This window comes from Psychrobacter sp. NPDC078631, from assembly GCF_050268165.1.
Lineage (GTDB): Bacteria > Pseudomonadota > Gammaproteobacteria > Pseudomonadales > Moraxellaceae > Psychrobacter.
The window spans coordinates 167,861-186,408 of sequence record NZ_JBNNGG010000001.1; the positions used below are offsets into that span (position 1 = coordinate 167,861).

The window sequence follows — 18,548 nt, forward strand, 5'->3', positions numbered from 1 at the left end:
TTTGATGTCAGGTGAGTTACAACCACGATATTTCTTATCAAATAAAAGCTTAACCAATATACATCATCGGCTCTATCAAAATTTCAATCAACGGTTAGTACCTACTTATGGATCTCTCACTATTATATTACGCCTTACAAGGTCTAGCAGGATTCATCGCCTTTGTCACAATCTGGGGCTGGTTGCCGCTGGATAACTGGTGGGTGCGCGGTGTTGAGTTTCCACGTATTCAAATAATGGTGCTTGGTATTATCGCTTGGTTTGGCATGTTAGTGTTTTTCTCAGAGTGGGAGTTATGGCAGTGGATATTGTTTGTTGTATTGAGCGGTACGTTAGCATTTCAGCTGAGAATGGTACTGCCGTATACTAAGCTGTGGAAAAAAGAAGTTCAAAAGGCAAAAGATAAGCCAGAAGGGCAAGCGCATCAGATAAAAATCATGGTATCAAACGTATTGACACCCAATGACGAAACGCAAAAACTGGTCGATTTGGTTAAGCAAAAGCAGCCTGATATCTTAATTACATTAGAGAGTGACAAGAAATGGGAGCAAGCCTTACAGCAAGTCGAGTCTGACTATCCCTACACCGTGAAAGTGCCACTAGATAATCTATATGGCATGCACTTGTATTCTAAGCTTGAGCTGATTGATCCTGAAGTTAAGTACTTGATGATTGATGATATACCGTCTATTCATACTCAATTGCGTTTGCAAGGAGGCCGCGTCATTTGGTTATATTGCTTGCATCCCATGCCGCCTAGCCCAACCGAAGCTGATAAATCCACCACGCGTGATGCTGAGCTACTCATGGTAGGTAAACACATAAAAGAAAACGATCAAACGGCGATACTGGCAGGTGATCTTAATGATGTCGCATGGTCAAAAACCACGCGCCGTTTCCAACGTATCTCTGGTCTGCTAGATCCTCGTATTGGTCGACATTTCATTAATACCTTTCATGTTAAATATCCATTTCTGCGATGGGCTTTAGATCATATCTTTCATAGTGCCTGTTTTACAGTAGTTGATATTCAGCGTATGCCATCCGTAGGATCTGACCACTTTCCTGTGATGACTACCTTGCAATATGAGCCAGAAGAGGCAAGCAAGCAAGAAGGCAATGCGCCTACTGCACAAGCAGAAGATATCCAAGAAACTGATAACAAAATCGAAGAAGGCAAGAAAGAAGGCGAAAAAGTGTCAGAAGAGCATAGACAAGAGCAGCGCAGTTTTAATTAATAAAATAGGCTGTTTATTAGCTGTAATACATAGAGATAATGTAAGCATATGCTTACGCAAAATAGAGTCTTTAGCTTCTATCGGCACCAAATCCATTGGCCTATAATACATCCATCAACACAAGGATACGCATGGATGTAGTGTTGAGACAGTATCAATAAAAGCACAGGTCAGCCCGCTGTCTTATATAATACTGTTAAATGACTTAGGATGAGTCAGCACGGAAGAGAGATAATAACAATAACACGAAGTATTGAAACCCTGAACCAATCGCCCTAGGTTCGGGGTTTTTCTTTGCATATAGATTTTGGTTTATCAAGATTTAAACTATTTAACTTTGATATCTCTTTTAAAGCTTCCAGTTAAATGTTTAATTGCGCACACAAAGAAGGGTATATGCCATTGCATATACCCTTTTTTATTTAAATCGTTTCAATATTCTAGCTAACTTAATACTATTAGCTTATTACAACATATTAGCCAAGTATCTGAATATAAGCGCCAGCACGTAGCTCTTGTAACCAGTCTTCTTGAGCTTGTGGTGCTAGGCGTTGATACAGTGCTTGACGTGCCATATTGCGACGATATTGCTCGCTAATATCTTGATCGCGCTTACCATCAACTTTTAGGATATGCCAACCAAACTGTGTCTTAAATGGCGCAGAGTAGTCGCCAACTGCCGTATTTTTCATTGTGGCTTCAAATGGACCAACCATATCTTCTTCGCTAACCCAATCAAGATCACCGCCACGTCCCGCAGAACCTGGATCATCTGAATACGTTGAGGCCAGGCTAGCAAAGTCAGCGCCGCCACGAAGTTGCTCGTATAGATCATTGATTTTCTGTTCAGCAAGCGCGTCAGTCTGTAAATCATCGACTTTAACTAGGATATGGCGAGTATGCCACTGTGGTATCAGCATCGTATTGCTGGCTTTTTTATCAGCAAGCTTTATGATGTCAATCCCTTCAGGAGTCAATAATGGCTCGCTTACGGTACCAACGTCTAACTTGGTAATTTTGCTAGACAGCTCTGTCGGTAAAGAAGCTGCCTTGTGAAAGCCCATATCTCCACCTTGCAATGGAATCGGATAGCTACCTTGGCTAGCAGCAACGGCTTCAGCGACGTTGACATTTGGCTCAAGCAAACGCGTACGTAATGCTTGCGCCACTTTTAATGCTTCTTCACGTTGAGCGGCTGATAGGCGACTATAGTCATCTATATAAGGCACACGTACGTGAATGGTTTGATATTCGCTTTGATTCAGACGTTTGGCTTCAGGGGAGGCCAAAAATGCATCAATGTCTTGCTCGCTAATACGTACTCGGCGAGTAATTTGACGCTGCTGAAGCGCTTGGATAGAAGCCTCTTCGATCAGTTTGGCGCGTAGATTGGCATAACTACCAGGTTGCGCTGCATCTAGACGTTGCTGCAATGCTGCGATGCTATTAAGGCCTTCAGCTTGAGCGATTTGACCAAGACGTTGATTAATCTCTGCTTCATCGGCAGACAGTCCCGCGCGTTTGACCATAGACAGTTGCAGTTCACGCAAAATAAGTGCGTTTAGCACTTCAGACTGTAGTTGTGCTGAGTTTGCAATAGGCTCACCAGCAGCTTTGGCACGTGCTTGAGTTTGCTCGATAGCATCAACCAGTTCGCTTTTTAAGATAGCATTTTCATTGACTAGGGCAATAATACCGTCTGTGCTGTTGGCTGGCGTCAAGCGATCAACTGAGCTTTGCGCAGCAGAAGTGGAAGCTTGAGCCGTTGCAGGTTTGACAGTAGCAGCGTTGGCACTTAACGTAAGCGTAAGGCCTGCCATAGATAGCAATACTGCTCTGCTAGTCTGACGTAAAGAAAAAAATCTCATGATGCTCCTCATCAATGTCATTGCATCGGATGGTAGTCGGTCAACTCTATCCAATACTCTTAATAATAAAATATTCGACAGCGTTTCCCATAATAGGGGTTCAAATAGTGTCTTATAAATATTTACGTAAATAACTCTAATCTAGCAAAAAACTGGTTAGTCTTTCCATGCCGTCTGTACAGGTTCGAAGCCCAAAATCTTATCAGCAAGTAATCGTGTCAAGCGGCTACTACCACTGCCAAGACCGTTTAATCTAACTTCTGCCATAATAGCTTGTGTTGGCTCGTCTTTTACGTTTAGGTCATTGTAATAGCGGCGTCCATAAACAGCAAAGCCGAAACAGCAATCTTCGTAATCAACACCGATGAGTGAATCAAGCATCTTGTTACGATTATAATCGTACTGACCCTGAGCCAATATACGCCAGCTGTTATTGATAGGGAAAACAGCAGAAGCGGTAAATGCAGATAATGGCAACTGATCGGTATTATCATCACGCTGACGCTTAACATAACCCACATTAAATAAGCTGTTGTCTGACGGCTGATAACGCAGCTCAGTCGTAATGTAGTTCAAATCATAATTACTGGTTAGTGCACCGCTAACATCAACCCAAAAATTATTGTAAGGTTGAGTGCTGGTATCCCATACCATACCTGAAGAAGACGAGGTAAATACTGGCTGATCGTCGTCAAGTGTTACACGTCCATCATCTAGATAGAATTGTTCTGCAATGCTACCATCAAAACGTGTCACACCCGTTGCATCGATGTAACGATAATTGACGCCAGGTGTAATAGAGTGCAAATCCTGCAAACGATCATGACCTAGAAACCAACTGTCCGAAAACAGCTGCTCATAGTTAATAGAGGCAATACGCGTATTAAAGTTAGGAATGTCGTTTTGGTTCTTATACGGTGAATACGTATATTTTACGCGTGGGCTAAGTAAACGATAGCCACCCATCGTATCGTCAAACGCACCAAATGGTGAGCCCGCTTGATAGAAGTGTAGACCTGCATCGATACTGGCTTGTGGGACAAACACGGACTGACTGCCATCTTCTTCACTAAGCTGATTATCTTCTAAACTATCTTCATCATATGACGTATATAGATGCTGCAAGCTAAGCTTAGGTTTGACATAACCCCAAGAGGTCTCCATCGGATAGGCGGCGCTCAGTTTATTATAAATACGTGCGCCACTTTTTTCGTTTTCAGAACCATCATCGATAGATTTTTTGAAGTATGCAGAATCATGAATACCAGTGATATCGAAGCGCTCAGCCCAAGGCAGGCGATAATTTAATTTGAGCTGTGGCAAGCGTGAGTACGGCTTGTCTTTGTCTTCTAACGCCTCACCACTATCAGTGAAAGCATCTAAAGTCTGGAAGGTTTCGACTTTTAGTTCACCATCGACATAATCATTGTAGTAATTGACGCGGGCACGACGTGGCAAGTTTATAGTGCTATCTGACAAGCCCAACGTATCAAAATCATTCAGGTAATCGGCATCTGATACATAGTTGTATTCGGCGTCAGCGCTTAATCGTGGAATGCTTTTCGACGACCAAGTGTGGTCATAAAACAAGCTGGTACGATCTTCGTCGTCATACTCTTTGTCGTTAGGTAAGTATGAACCGTTTAAAATACCTTCCCCATAATTCTCAGTCAGATAGCGGAACTCACCTGATAGCATAGGGTTACGGTCAGTATAAATATGCGTGTTAAGGGTGGCATCATAGTTAGGTGCTAAGTTGAAATAATACGGGATATCAACTTCAAGACCGCTTTCACTACTGACGCTGGCACTTGGTAATAAAAACCCACTACTACGGCGACTGTCTATCGGGAAGTTAAAGTAGGGGAGATAAAATACAGGTATGTCAGCAACACGGAAAGTGGTGTTATACGCTTCGCCGCGCCCTGTATCAGTATTTAGATCGATACTTTTGGCTTCAAACTGCCATTTGCGGTTGGTAGGTGGACAGGTACTAAACATAACCTGATCCAGCTCGTATTCACTCTCATTAGGTTTGTTTAAGCGTTTGGCATAGCCGTGCGCTTGTAGTCCAACACTAGCAAATGCCACATCATTGGCCGTTGATTGACCAGTCTCAGTATTGTAATTCAAGCTATCTGCAACGCCAATTAGGCCGCCTTGTGCCGCTCTATCATTAAAGCTGGCTTGGCCGCTCTTTGTAGAGACGTTGTTTGTAGCGGCATTGCTTGTACCCTGTCCAGTCGCATTATCTGTAAACATGACTCTACCTTGAGCCGCCGCAACGCCATTGCTCAAGTCAATCATGACTTTTTCTGCTTCGATATGCTGAGTGCCTTGGTCAATTTTTACATTGCCAGATAGCTCAGCGTAATTCACGTTATTGTAATAACCGTAATCAGACTCGGTAAATAAAGGGGCTTGATTGTTCGGAACGCTAGCCACATTTGGTACTGGTTGTCCGTTTGCTGTACCAGCTTCATTCACAGCGCGTTGATAGTTGGGGTTACTCTGCGGATATACCCATTGACCTTCGCAGCGTTGAGCACTGTCCACAGCATTTGGCAGTAGACGTAAATCTCTACCGACCTTTGGAATCGTCTGTGCGGCAGGCATCGCATTATTATGAGAATTGTCCGCCTCAGTGCTGATAGCCTCATTATTTAATGTTGAAGCATCGGTATCTGGCGTTAGCTCATAAAACTCTGCTAAGCGCATTAAGCTGGCTTGAATACTCTCATCATTAAGATCTAGCTTGCCATTATCTGTTGTTATCGCTTTAGGGACAAAGGCATTGCTATCTGGTGTATTACTGCTTGGTTGGTTGCTGGTTTCTGTATTTAGATTAGCAGCATTAGAAACTTCATTGCTAAAAGCTTCAGAGTCAGCAGCCTCATTAATCTCTGTAATATCTAGGTCATTGTTTTCAGAGAATCTGCTATTTAACGCAGTATCATTCGATAAAGTAGCGTTATTCGTATTAGCAGAATTAGTATTCTCTGGATAGCTGTCATTTAGAATATCTGCTTCTTGATAGCCATCATTACTTTGAGTACGACTAATACTATTGGCGTCAGTCGCCACACTATTAGAAGCATAGCTGCCTGTACTATCCGTAGTGAGTGGTTCAGTTTTTTGCGTATTGGCATCACCAATGGCAGCACTGACAGTTAGGCTAGACAAGCCTAAGGCACCAAATAAGATCAAGCGGATGCTTTGGTAAAGCGGAGAATATAACAAGGGCACACCTATGATTGCAGAGCTTATTGGATTGCATGACTGAGTTTAGTAGCGGTTTCACTGAACGACACAAAGCAGTGAACGTGCGACTAAAATATGACTAATGTATTCTCAAAAATTTGGATGTTTTACATATAATGACGACTAATCATAGTCAAAAAAAACCAAATCAGCTACACTATTTACCAAAATTTATAATATAGCCATGCTGATTTTTAAGTAGCGATAGCGATTCTATCTGACATCAAGTATTGAATGATATAGCAATACGTCTGTGGCAGCTTGTATAGCACCGACACGTAACGCTATTTTAGCAAGTATTTGTCCGACTTATCACTACTTTAATTATTTATGACTTATATTTAACCAGCGATGCCCAATATGACTGACAAAACGACTTTAGAGACTGATATGATCGATGAAAATAACAACCGCCAACAGCAATTAGAACAATGGTTACAGCAAGTATTTTTAGGTCAAACCTTTAGTCTAGACAGCTTACCTGGTGACGCTAGTGCCCGCCGATATCATCGTATCGAACTATCAGAGACAGACAATAGCGCCAATAAACATTATATCGTCATGGACTCCGCTGACGAGCAAGATGCGATGCTGCAGTTTATCAATGTCGCTAAGCTGATGGCACCTGCTGTCAACGTGCCGACTCTGACTGCACAAAATGTAGAAAAAGGATTCTTGGTATTACAAGATTTTGGCACAGTAGAATTTGCTCATTTGCTTGTCGATGCCACCGCAGACCAAATCAATGACTACTATCAACTAGCAATGCAGACACTAGTCGCGCTACAAACGGTACCAGTAGAAACGGCAAAGTCGCAACACCAGCTGCCAGATTATGACACAGCACTATTAGACCGCGAGATGGATTTATTTAGCGAATGGTTTATGCCTTATATTGGTGTCGCGCTAAATGATCAGGTCTGGGGAAACCTAAAAACAGCACTAATGAATGAGATTTTACGACAGCCACAAGTGGTGGTTCATCGTGATTATCACAGCCGCAACCTCATGCAAGATCAAGCAGATAAATCAAAGTTGGGCGTGATTGACTTTCAAGATGCCGTCATTGGTTCGTATGCTTATGACTTAGTGTCGTTAGTACGCGATGCTTATGTTGAATGGTCAGAGAACCATATATCTGCATGGATTAATGACTTTTGGCAGCTACAAAAACAAAAATCACTAACCAGTGCTGATAGCGCGGTGCAGTTTGAAAACGATGTAAATGTCATAGGCGTACAACGTCACCTAAAGGTATTAGGGATTTTTATTCGTTTGTCTGAGCGTGATGGCAAAGACCGCTATTTGGCGGATATCCCTAAAGTTATGCGTGATTTGATTATTGAATTAAACTGGCTTGCCGAACATGGCAACGATGAACTAAAGCAATCAGTTATACTGTTTAATCAATGGCTACAAGAGGCAGTGCTACCTGCTTATAAAGAGAAGTTTGCTTCAGCGTAGATGACGCTCAGCTAAATTAATTTAAATAATAAAGATAGGAGCGCAGATGTCTACCTCTACGATTACACAAGCCATGATTTTGGCAGCGGGCAAGGGCACACGCCTACGTCCATTAACGCTTGAGACGCCCAAGCCTTTGGTTGAAGTCGCAGGTCAACCACTTATTGTATGGCATATTAAAGCACTACAAGCAGCAGGCATCACCGATATCACGGTCAATGCCTCATGGTTAGCGGACAAGCTAATGGACGCATTAGGTGACGGTTCACAGTATGGCGTAAATCTGCATTGGTCAGTAGAAGACGATGAACCACTTGAGACCGCAGGTGGCATTTTTCAGGCATTACAATCAGGTAAACTAAAGGATGAACCGTTTATTCTGGTCAATTCTGACGTCTGGACTACCTATGATTTCTCTCAATTAACAGACTATACATTGGGAGCGGATCAGCGCGCCCATTTATTATTGATTGATAATCCAGAACACAATAATGGCGGCGATTTCGCTATTAATAACGGCCTTGCTAGTGAACAGCCGGTGGGCGATGCAGATAAGTATACCTTCGCGGGTATTAGCGTAATGTCACCCAAATTGGTAGAAGGGTTGGTATCAGGACAGCCTGCTGCATTAGCACCACTACTAAAGCAAGCAATGATAAAGTTTCAGATTACCGCTGAAGTGACGACAGATAATTGGATAGACGTGGGGACACCAGAGCGTCTAACACAGGTTAATGAGTTTATCGAACAGCATGATATCGAGCATGCAGGTAAGCCAAGCTGATAAATTTAAGACAAATAAAAAGCAGCGTCGATTATTCAACGCTGCTTTTTTTATGCATATAGAAATATTTTTTACGACATGTCTACAGGGTATATAGGCAAGACAAAAATGCAAATGTAGCATCTAGCAAGCTACTCATTAGCTAACTAGCACTCAATCGTATGATTAGGCAATGATACTAAACACCCATGGCCAGTTTAATTAGCTGAGCAATGGTAAATACCACTAAAAACCCTGCCAAATATAGACCCACGAACCATGCCCATTGCGATTGTTTTTTACTGAACTTTTTCATAGAGATCTCCTGATTAGCGTATGAAGTGTGACTACCATCTGTAAACGATGATAGACATCCTCTTTAGCTGATCCGTTGCCCGCCGCGATTAGCGACTAGTACATCGGATTGTGATCAGATTTACCTTTGAAGGTGTAGTAAGCAAATGCTGTATAGCTCAAGATAATCGGTAACATGATACAGGCGCCAATCAGCATAAATGATAACGAAGTATCGGCAGCCGCCGCTTCATAAATCGTCATTTGATACGGTACGATATAAGGGAATAGGGCGAAACAAACGCCGATGTAACCCATTAAAAATAAGGCAACCGTTAGTAAAAATGGACGATACTCACGCTCAGTTTTTAAATCTTTACGCATGATAAAGAATAAGAGCATGACAATGATAGGCATAGGAGCAAGGTATAATAAATCTGGGAAACTAAACCAGCCTTCTAATGCGTCGATGTCTGAGAAGTACATAAACGCTGTGACCACAACCATCGCCACTAGTAATGCAGTAAGCATCCATCTAGAAACTTGGCGCGCCCACACTTGCAACGTGTGTTCTGTTTTTATGATGAGCCACGTTGAACCAAGTAAGGCATAGCCGATAATCATGGCAAATCCGCACACAATTGAGAAAGGCGTGAGCCAATCAAATGGGCCACCAGTATATAGACGGTTACTGGCTTCTAACCCTTGTACTAACGCCCCAAGCATAATGCCTTGAGAGAAAGTGGCGACGACTGAACCGACAAAGAAAAAGGTATCCCATACATGTCGGCGCGAAGACGATTTGAAGCGAAATTCAAACGCCACGCCGCGCATGATAAGACCGAACAACATGGCAGTCACGGGCAAATATAGACCTGTCATGATGATGCCATAAGCAACAGGGAATGCTGCGAATAAACCACCACCACCTAGCACTAGCCATGTCTCGTTACCGTCCCAAAATGGGGCGATAGAGTTCATCATGCGGCTACGGTTTTTATCTGATCCTGCAAATGGGAACAAAATACCGCAGCCCAAATCAAAGCCATCAAGCAGTACATAGACAAAGACAGACAAAGCAATCAAACCGCCCCAAATGAGAGGTAAATCTAATACATCACCGAAGTTAAACATTAGCGTAATCCTCCATCATCGACATCGTTTGCAGGCTCATCCAAGCCTTCTTCAGTACCTTTGGCAGGATTATTATCACCACTTAACGCGCGGCCTTGACTCTCGGTCACTGAGTGCTCATAGAAGTTATCTTCTGCAGGATCTGTATAAGGTTTCGGCCCTTGAGCAATCAAGCGCAAGATATAAAAACTGCCTGCACCAAAGACAAATATGTACAGTACGATAAAGCCAATCAATGTAGTCGCTACTTGCTGTGCTGCAAGCGGAGACATACTTTCAGCAGTACGAATGACCCCATAAACCGTCCAAGGCTGACGTCCTGTCTCGGTTACGAACCAACCTGATAATAAGGCGATAAAACCAAGCGGAGTCATCATCATCCAAGCACGGTGGAACCACACACTGTCAGTATTGAACTGCTGTTTTTTGAAGTATTTGTATAGACTGAATAGGCCGACCAGTACCATAAGCATGCCAATACCAACCATGATACGAAACGCCCAAAACACGATAATGACGGGTGGTTGATCTTCAGGTGCCCAGTTTTTGAGCCCTTTAACTTCACCATCTAACGAGTGGGTTAGGATTAAACCGGTCACATAAGGAATTTTTACTTCGTACTTATTGGTCTGGTTTTCTTGGTCAGGAATCGCAAAGAGACGTAGTGCGGCACCGCGCTCATCTTCCCAGAGCCCTTCCATCGCAGCCACTTTAGCAGGTTGATGCTCAAGAGTATTTAGACCATGCTCATCACCAATCAATACCTGCGCTGGCGCAACAAAGATGGCCATAATCATCGCCATACCTAGCATCACACGACCATGCGCGCGGTGTTCGACGTGCTTTTTAGATTGAATATAATATGCGCCGATACCACCAATGACAAAGGCAGTAGTCAGAAATGCTGCAGTCATCATATGAGCATAACGGTAAGGGAACGAGGGGTTGAAAATAATTTCAAGCCAGTCAGTAGGATAGAGTAGGCCATCTGCACCCATCATAAAACCTTGAGGAGTCTGCATAAAGCTGTTGGCGGCCAATATCCAAAAACCTGAAATCAAGGTACCGATAGCAACAATGGCGGTTGAAGCAAAATGCATGCGTTTGCTCACGCGACCCCACCCAAATAGCATAATACCTAAGAAAGACGCCTCTAAAAAGAACGCTGTCAATACTTCGTAGGCAAGTAATGGGCCTAGAACGTTACCAGCCTTATCAGAGAATACTGCCCAGTTGGTACCAAACTGGTAGGACATCACCACGCCTGATACCACGCCTAAACCAAAGACGACAGCAAATATTTTGACCCAATGCTTGTAGACTTCAGCATAGATAGGTTCACCAGTTCTTAACCAGCGGAATTCAAGCACCGCAAGCCAGCTGGCAAGACCGATAGAAAAGGCGGGAAAGACGATATGAAACGAGATAACAAAAGCGAATTGGATACGCGCAAGCATCAGCGCATCGAGCTGGTCAATCATAAATGTAGCGAACATAAACGGTTACTCTCATCTGTTAGCTGAATAGCGCTGACTTCCATACAACGCTCAAGTAACTGTCCGTAACTATCCATTGATAAAAGTGGCAAGCATTACGGGCAATAGCTCAGTGACGTGGACTTAGCTCCATTAGACATAAATTGTGGCTAAGTTTGCGACTCACTGTTTAGCTGAATTGAATAATTTATGTCCTTATAAATTTACATATTACTGTCATGTGCTATAGATATATTATGCGCTCACCTAGATATACACGCAAGCAACCCAGTCTGTCTGTTGCAGACCTAAGAGTCATCAAAATAACATAATTCAAACATTGAAAAATAAAATTAATATTATTAAAAACAAAGTAGTATGCGTGAACATACTGCTTATTTGAAACCTATGACTGATATTTAAAGGTTGCGATTTATGCGCCAAAAACTTTGTAAAATAACAAAAATCTACATCATTCTTGTAGCTGCTTATGCAAAATTCTTCGCAATGTCAAAATGGTCTGCGGATTGCTCTGAATACTATGACCGCCATTGATAATTGTCTCAGACGCGGCGCCGTCGAGATGGGCACTGTTATAAGGAACGATACCATCTGACAAACGCTCGGTCAGTGCTTGACTGATATCATCATTGACTGTCACAGCAGCAACAAGCGGCTCAGGTGGTAACTGTGATGTCTCAGTATTGTCGCTGACATCAACACTCGCCGATTCACCTCTAGAATTATCTTCTACGGCTTGTGACAAATCAATCTTGGCACCGTTTGGTTGCGTTTGTGCCAGTCCTTTAGTGATATCGGCATCATTATTGGCAATGATTGAATGGTAAGTAATACGCTCATTAATAGTGATGTCTTTGGTTAATTCTATAAAAGAAGACTTATCACTTAACTGGCTGGCACCGTTCTGCAAATATAACGCGCCTAGTGGGTTTTGTGCCAAGTCGCCTTGTGTGGCAATGGTCGCTAAGTTATCCGTGAATGTCTTGACCAAACCTACAGGTAAGTAAACGATGCGGCGTAGCGCACGGGTGAACCAGCGATCTGCATAATCGGTACCACGGAAAGGTGCAGATAGAAAAACAGCGGTGTCTACTTGCGGCAATGCCTGTAGCTCAAAACGCTTCTTTAACTCATCTTCATCAAAAGAAGTCTTGAGCGCGTTACGGATTTGCTGCTTTTCATTGCTAGAGAGGATATCTTTGTCATTAAGCTTATCTAAATCATCGACTAAATTTTCATCAGATAGCATCATACGAGCGATAATGGCACCCATACTATGACTGATAATCACACTGTTTTGACTGGCACGATTTTGTCCATTGGGATCAGTCTGCTGGTAGGTGCTGTTGATTAACTGCTGAATCTGGTAGCGATTTTCTAAAATAGGCAGATTGGTTGGATAGAATATTTGCCAAACTTGGTAATTATCACGCAGCTTGTCATCATTAAGAATATCGTTGGTCAGATTGACCCATGTGGCCGGACTAGAAGCTAGCCCGTGCAACATAATCAACACGCGTTTATCAGGATCATAAGGTTCAAGCATGAAGAGTTTGGGTAGCTGAGCATCTGGTTGGCGAGTAATCAAGTTTAAATAACCCACACCATCTAACTGGTTCTCTGATAACCATAAACCATATCCCGCCGAAAAGTTGGCTGCCAGTGGGTAGTCATTATTGAGAATATTAACGGATTCGGTTTGGTACGGGTTGTATAAATGAATATCAAGCTTACGACTGCCTAGCGCATCTAATACGCTATTGCCATCTGGCTTAATCAATCCAGTTAGTAAAAGATGTCCCGTCGGATAAATACGTGAGCTTGGCTCGCTGTCGTCCGTATTTTTATCCTCATTTGTTAGACGACCAGATAAGGAGGCGACCAATAATTGACGGATTGTGGTTGTATAGCGATCATCCAACGATGCTACCAAACTGATACCTAATCCAGGGCGTTTGCTCACAGAATTGAGACCAGTTAGTCGCAGCTCATAAGTAGATGATAAGTCTGCTAAAGCAGACGTTTGTTTATGAGCGTTTTGCAGATAGTTGTTTTCGTTGGGCAAATAAATATCAAGATTGTAGTTATCTACGGTCACTTTCATGACTTTAACTTGGTCTGTTGCTTTGCCCTTTAGCGGTGGTCGATTGGCAACCGCTGCTTCATCCGTGTTATCACGCTTGGTAGAGGTTATTGGCAAATACTCTACTGTCGTATCACCCATCAATTTATTGGCATTTTCAGTCGACTGATAAATTTGAGTAATAACGTCGTTACTGGCAGCGTTATAAATATCTTGGGTTTGGATGTCATTGTCATTTGGAATACGGTTTTGCGCACGAGTGCTATTGCTGTTTTGCTCTGCACCTTCAAAGTCATGGGTCAAGCTGTCATAAAATAGGTAGGTATAGCTGTATTTGACGGCATCAAACAACCTTGATTGATAATCGGTCAAACACAGGTCGGTTTCTTTTTGCTGTGTTTTTGCATCATTATCACTTAATGGCGCGTTGGCGTAATACGGATCAAGTGGCGGGCGTGCAAGCGCATTACGACAGTTTTTTGAGTCAGATAGTTGACGCGCTTTTGCATAGTGCAGTTCTGCAAAAATAGCTAAGGCAGGGCGATAGTGCCTGTTAAGCATACTATCAGAGAGCTGAGTCAAGCATAAGTCGAATTGCTGCATACAGGCTTGCTCATTCAGTCCTGCTGATAACAAAGCAGATGCTGTGTCGCTGCTTAGCGCGTTGTCAGTGACGATGTTGCCGCGCTGTGCTGAGATGGTCTTGGCCGAGGCTTGTTTATCGACCGTCACCGTACTACATGCTGGTAGCAATACTGCTGCCGCCAAAAGCATAAGTGACGTAATGGGCAGGTTTTTTTTATTCATATGCATTACTGTCTGTTTGCTAAAGCCAGCGAAAGTCATAAGTCAGTCCAATAAACGGTAGTTATGAGAGATGAGTAATGAAGGTAGCAATTGATAATGAGTGTAGCGCAACTTTTGACGTTAGACTATTTATTTGCAATTCTACAAAAGCGTGTTTTAAAACGAATGGGTTTCTACCAGTCGAAAAAAAGCGCTTTTGTCTTATAGATATAAAACAAAAGCGCTTGGTATTTGAAGCTTAGATTATTTATTAGAGATTTGACCTAGTGAAGGTCTTATTAAACAAATATCTTATGAATCAAACCCTCAATAGCTAATCTCAACAAGTATAAAATTTCTAGGCACCTGGTTTTACACTGATGTCAGGGGCAGGAATATCCCAAATGTAGAATTTGCCTTCTTCAACGAGTTTGATTTGTTGAGGAATAACAGTATTGTTAGGGTATTGCCCTTCAAGACGACGTAGGCGTTCTAACGCATTAGCACGGCGGTCACTAAGTAGATCTGACTGTGCCAAGCTTTGTTCTGCTTCGGTGTACCCTAAAGCGACAGCGCGATCTAGATACTTCTGACCTTCTTTGAAACCGCCACCTTCTGATAGCATCATACCGTATAAAAAGTTAGCCTCACCACTATCAGGTTGCAGCTTGATAGCGCGATCGACATACTGGCCACCACGTACCGTGTAGTCTGAACCCAAGTCTAGGTTACGACCCATGCCGTTTAGCTTAGCGGCACGAAGCAATACATCAAAAGACGCGTCTGGCGACTTGGCGTACGGTTCGATCCAATCCGCTAATACTTTGATTTTTTCACGTGTGTAATGGCGCTGTGAGCGGTTAGGGAAGTTTGGTGGATAGTGACGCGCGTTAGGGGACACGTCAGCGATGAAATCATCTAATAAACTGACATCAAGTTTATCAGTACCTAGCCCTTTTTGTTGCGGAATCAATACGGTTTTGACAAAGCTCATGTCTGATAGTTGTACTTGCGGTGTAGGAATATTCGGAAGTTGTCCGCTACGCAGGTCGATACCAGTAGCTGTCATTGGACCAGGCTCATAGACACGAGTAGTGCCATTCATGACAGGTGCAGCAGCAGGCGACATCATTTGCGGTGTTTGAGGTTGAGCAGTGCTAACAGATGCATTGTTTTGCAGAGTGCCGCTTAGTTGCATGTTAGTTGTTTGCGCATTAGTCGGCTGGCTGTTGCTCGCAGGTGTTGCTGGCGAGCTTGTTTGAGCGGCATTGGCTTGAGCAGGACTGATAGCTGCATTAGGACGAGCAAGACGAATCACACGTTTGCTTGAGTCCATTGCACTAGGTACAGCCGTTGAGGTAGCATCAGTTTCTGCAGCGTTCACAGGTGCAGATAACAGCATGGCACAGGTTGCAGCCATGACGGTCAACGTCGCAAACTTTGGTGACTTAATAGAGTGGCTATTAGAGAAAATCGCTTTCATAAAAATCGTTACCTTGTTTAATTTATTTGGTTGTTATTCATTGATTGGACGGTAATATAAATAGCGCATTGCTGCAAAATCGTACAAATTTTTAATACCGTAGCAAATTAAGCTTCACGCTATCTGTGGTAGGATTGTTAATCACTAGAATTAAGCAAACCTACGTAAATCTGTGCAGACGTTGATAAGTAAGAAAATCGACAACAACAGCTAATAACAGTATCTGTAACCATAAGCTATAAGTGATAAGCGGTATCTTTCATGCGATTTGCCATCCATCGCATGGTCCGACGTACTGCAGGAGATAAAGCAGCGCCGCCACTTGCAAGTGCTAGCTCGCGATGATGCAGCTCCTCTTTATCCATTTGTGCCAGTATTTCTTTGGAACGCTGATCATGTTCAGGTAATTGCTTGATATGATCCTGTAGATGCTCGCTGACCTGCGCTTCTGTCTCCGCTACAAACCCTAGACTAAACTCATTTGAGATCGCGCCTGCGACTGCACCGAGTCCAAAAGACATACCGTACCAAAGCGGCGTAAATACGCTGGCATGGCTACCAAGCTCGCTTAGACGAGTCTCGCACCAGACCAAGTGATCGACTTCTTCTTCGGCGGATTGTTGCATGGCTTGTTTGACACCACTATCTTTTGCGGCAAACGCTTGGCCATGGTATAGACCTTGCGCACATACTTCACCTGTATGATTGATACGCATAAGACCTGAAACGTGCCGCGCCTCTGTGATGGTCAGCTCAGGAATCTCATCGCTACTGACGGGCAACGGACGCGTGCTTGGATTGGAATGTGGCACGACAGCTCGTAATGCCTTATCTACCCCAAGTAACAACTGGTCAATTTTAGATAAAGGACGCAGGGTCATAACTCACTCCTGATGGTGTTAAAAACTGTCAATAAAATAAAATGTATTACCGTTTAAACGCAACGGCATAATGCGTATTACTATAGCAAACAATCTAAATTATCGGCTCGAATATTACTGTCTAGGTAGCTCATAAATAACTTGTAGATAGTTCGTAGGTTGCTATAGCAATAAAAGCAACGAAGTCATCAGCCCAACATTAGACTACATCTATGGAGCCAAACTTATTTAAGGCGCTATACCATCGTTGGTTTGGATAACGGCATGCTTAATATGTTTATTGAGTTTGATGTATAAAAACGCACCAAAAACTATATTCAATAGCCCTGTCACCAAAAATAGCTGCGGTAGCGTAAACCCTAAAACATTTAAGATAACAATCGCAAAAATCGCTGAAGTAACCATAAATATCGCGTTAAAAATGTTATTTGCGCCGACGATGCGTGCTCGATGACTCTTAGGGGCGTAGGCTTGCATAGAAGCATATAGCGGTACGATATACAAACCACCACTGAACCCTAATAAGAATAAATCTGCAAATACCCGCCAGCTACCACTTATATTAAACAAATCACCAATGCCAAGTAATGTGTCATTATTCACATTTATATCTAAACCTGAAAGTGAAAAATACAAATCAATAGCAAAGATACTTAATCCAGCAATACCAAAAGGCAATAGACGCAAGCTGACTTTATTTTTGGTCAACGTTTTGCACAGCACTGAACCGATCGACACACCAACAGAAAACAATGTGAGTAAGAAAATAACGACTGACTCATCACCAAGCAAAATCACCTTGCTGAACTCTGGAACTTGGGTCAAAAACGTCGCCCCATAAAACCAAAACCAGCTGTTACCAAGAATGATAAAGAATAAAAAAGGCAGAGAGTATAAGTAACGAACCGTGGCTAAGCTGGTTGTAATAATATTCCAGTTAATCTTCAGGTCAGGCTGCATCGCTGGCATATTAGGGATATAGCGCGCAGCTAGATATCCTAAAACAGCGACAACCAACACTGTGGCACTAATCCAATATAATGATTGTGATAGCTGAGTCAAAATACCAGCGACAATCATCCCGACCAAAATAGCCAGCGAAGTACCCATCTGAAAAAGGCCGTTGGCGCCGACCAGTTCATCCTCTTTCATCGCTTGTGGCAGATAAGCGTATTTAATCGGTCCAAAGAAGGTCGAATGTGTGCCCATCAAAAACAACGCGACAAATAGTAGTGCATACCATTCAAAGACAAAGCCTACCGCGGCAACCGCCATAATGACCAGCTCAAGGAGTTTAATAAACTGCGTGAGCTTTGACTTTTCATACTTATCAGCAATCTGGCCTGCCAAAGCAGAAAACAAAAAGTAGGGCAGGATGAATAACATGGCTGCCAAGTTATTAAGGATGCTGACCTCTACGCCCAATTTACTGGCGGCAGTATAAGTCAGCACCAGTATGAGCGCCTGCTTAAAAATATTGTCATTGAATGCGCCCAAAAACTGGGTGAAAAACATAGCGCTAAAACGACGACGCTTGAATAACTGAAACTGGTTGGACATGGACATTCCTACAGATAAATCGCGACTGATAGAGAAAAGAGCGGCGCTGAACGACAATTTTTTTATGATAATAATCGTAAATTTTATTAAAAACTATATCAAGATATAGCATAGGTTTTATCAATATTAAGCCGTATAATAGCAAGGCTTCGGTGAAAATACATGTAGTCAATGCTATGATTCGATATTTAACTAAGTTATGATTTATAAATTTTATGTGATTGCATTTTAGGGTAT

At 42.8% G+C, this 18,548-nt stretch carries 12 protein-coding genes; 3 read left to right on the forward strand and 9 right to left on the reverse strand.

Going from position 1 to position 18,548, the window contains the following annotated elements:
- Positions 1-107: 107 nt before the first annotated feature.
- Positions 108-1,238, forward strand: a complete 1,131-nt coding sequence (locus ACQKCP_RS00700) for an endonuclease/exonuclease/phosphatase family protein (RefSeq protein WP_427610908.1) — start codon at positions 108-110, stop codon at positions 1,236-1,238.
- A gap of 476 nt (positions 1,239-1,714) precedes the next feature.
- On the opposite strand, the gene ACQKCP_RS00705 is transcribed toward ACQKCP_RS00700, so the two are convergent.
- Together ACQKCP_RS00705 and ACQKCP_RS00710 are read right to left on the reverse strand one after the other, a co-directional pair.
- A complete protein-coding gene (locus ACQKCP_RS00705) occupies positions 1,715-3,106 on the reverse strand; it encodes a peptidylprolyl isomerase (RefSeq protein ID WP_427610909.1) in 1,392 nt (463 codons plus the stop codon).
- 156 nt (positions 3,107-3,262) lie between these two features.
- On the reverse strand, positions 3,263-6,346 hold the full coding sequence (locus ACQKCP_RS00710) for an LPS-assembly protein LptD (protein ID WP_427610910.1): 3,084 nt from the start codon (positions 6,344-6,346) through the stop codon (positions 3,263-3,265).
- A gap of 381 nt (positions 6,347-6,727) precedes the next feature.
- On the opposite strand from ACQKCP_RS00710, the gene ACQKCP_RS00715 reads away from it, so the two are divergent.
- Together ACQKCP_RS00715 and murU are read left to right on the forward strand one after the other, a co-directional pair.
- A complete protein-coding gene (locus tag ACQKCP_RS00715) occupies positions 6,728-7,831 on the forward strand; it encodes an aminoglycoside phosphotransferase family protein (protein WP_427610911.1) in 1,104 nt (367 codons plus the stop codon).
- 46 nt (positions 7,832-7,877) lie between these two features.
- A complete protein-coding gene (gene murU, locus ACQKCP_RS00720; RefSeq protein ID WP_427610912.1) occupies positions 7,878-8,615 on the forward strand; it encodes an N-acetylmuramate alpha-1-phosphate uridylyltransferase MurU in 738 nt (245 codons plus the stop codon).
- Between the two features lie 178 nt (positions 8,616-8,793).
- On the opposite strand, the gene ACQKCP_RS00725 is transcribed toward murU, so the two are convergent.
- From ACQKCP_RS00725 to ACQKCP_RS00755, 7 genes are all read right to left on the reverse strand, one after another.
- On the reverse strand, positions 8,794-8,910 hold the full coding sequence (locus tag ACQKCP_RS00725; protein WP_101206161.1) for a DUF2474 domain-containing protein: 117 nt from the start codon (positions 8,908-8,910) through the stop codon (positions 8,794-8,796).
- A gap of 95 nt (positions 8,911-9,005) precedes the next feature.
- Positions 9,006-10,022, reverse strand: a complete 1,017-nt coding sequence (gene cydB / locus ACQKCP_RS00730) for a cytochrome d ubiquinol oxidase subunit II (RefSeq protein ID WP_057759155.1) — start codon at positions 10,020-10,022, stop codon at positions 9,006-9,008.
- A complete protein-coding gene (locus ACQKCP_RS00735) occupies positions 10,022-11,518 on the reverse strand; it encodes a cytochrome ubiquinol oxidase subunit I (protein ID WP_427610913.1) in 1,497 nt (498 codons plus the stop codon). Before ACQKCP_RS00735 ends, cydB begins: the two co-directional genes overlap by 1 nt.
- A 451-nt stretch (positions 11,519-11,969) precedes the next feature.
- Positions 11,970-14,447 (reverse strand): esterase/lipase family protein, encoded by a 2,478-nt coding sequence (locus ACQKCP_RS00740; protein ID WP_427610914.1) that lies wholly within the window; start codon positions 14,445-14,447, stop codon positions 11,970-11,972.
- A gap of 298 nt (positions 14,448-14,745) precedes the next feature.
- Positions 14,746-15,870: a hypothetical protein gene (locus tag ACQKCP_RS00745; protein ID WP_427610915.1), complete on the reverse strand. Its 1,125-nt coding sequence runs from the start codon at positions 15,868-15,870 to the stop codon at positions 14,746-14,748.
- A 236-nt stretch (positions 15,871-16,106) separates the two neighbouring features.
- A complete protein-coding gene (coq7, locus tag ACQKCP_RS00750) occupies positions 16,107-16,751 on the reverse strand; it encodes a 2-polyprenyl-3-methyl-6-methoxy-1,4-benzoquinone monooxygenase (RefSeq protein WP_057759163.1) in 645 nt (214 codons plus the stop codon).
- 228 nt (positions 16,752-16,979) lie between these two features.
- The gene (locus ACQKCP_RS00755; RefSeq protein ID WP_427610916.1) at positions 16,980-18,311 is read right to left on the reverse strand and encodes an MFS transporter; all 1,332 of its coding nucleotides are present in this window, start codon (positions 18,309-18,311) and stop codon (positions 16,980-16,982) included.
- Between the last annotated feature and the right edge of the window lie 237 nt (positions 18,312-18,548).

Bases quoted from the DNA above. Each gene is read 5' to 3' on its own strand.
- ACQKCP_RS00700 (WP_427610908.1), top strand. From the start codon at position 108: ATGGATCTCTCACTATTATATTACGCCTTACAAGGTCTAGCAGGATTC.
- ACQKCP_RS00705 (WP_427610909.1), bottom strand. From the start codon at position 3,106: ATGAGATTTTTTTCTTTACGTCAGACTAGCAGAGCAGTATTGCTATCT.
- ACQKCP_RS00715 (WP_427610911.1), top strand. From the start codon at position 6,728: ATGACTGACAAAACGACTTTAGAGACTGATATGATCGATGAAAATAAC.
- murU (WP_427610912.1), top strand. From the start codon at position 7,878: ATGTCTACCTCTACGATTACACAAGCCATGATTTTGGCAGCGGGCAAG.
- ACQKCP_RS00725 (WP_101206161.1), bottom strand. From the start codon at position 8,910: ATGAAAAAGTTCAGTAAAAAACAATCGCAATGGGCATGGTTCGTGGGT.
- cydB (WP_057759155.1), bottom strand. From the start codon at position 10,022: ATGTTTAACTTCGGTGATGTATTAGATTTACCTCTCATTTGGGGCGGT.
- ACQKCP_RS00735 (WP_427610913.1), bottom strand. From the start codon at position 11,518: ATGTTCGCTACATTTATGATTGACCAGCTCGATGCGCTGATGCTTGCG.
- ACQKCP_RS00740 (WP_427610914.1), bottom strand. From the start codon at position 14,447: ATGACTTTCGCTGGCTTTAGCAAACAGACAGTAATGCATATGAATAAA.
- ACQKCP_RS00745 (WP_427610915.1), bottom strand. From the start codon at position 15,870: ATGAAAGCGATTTTCTCTAATAGCCACTCTATTAAGTCACCAAAGTTT.
- coq7 (WP_057759163.1), bottom strand. From the start codon at position 16,751: ATGACCCTGCGTCCTTTATCTAAAATTGACCAGTTGTTACTTGGGGTA.
- ACQKCP_RS00755 (WP_427610916.1), bottom strand. From the start codon at position 18,311: ATGTCCAACCAGTTTCAGTTATTCAAGCGTCGTCGTTTTAGCGCTATG.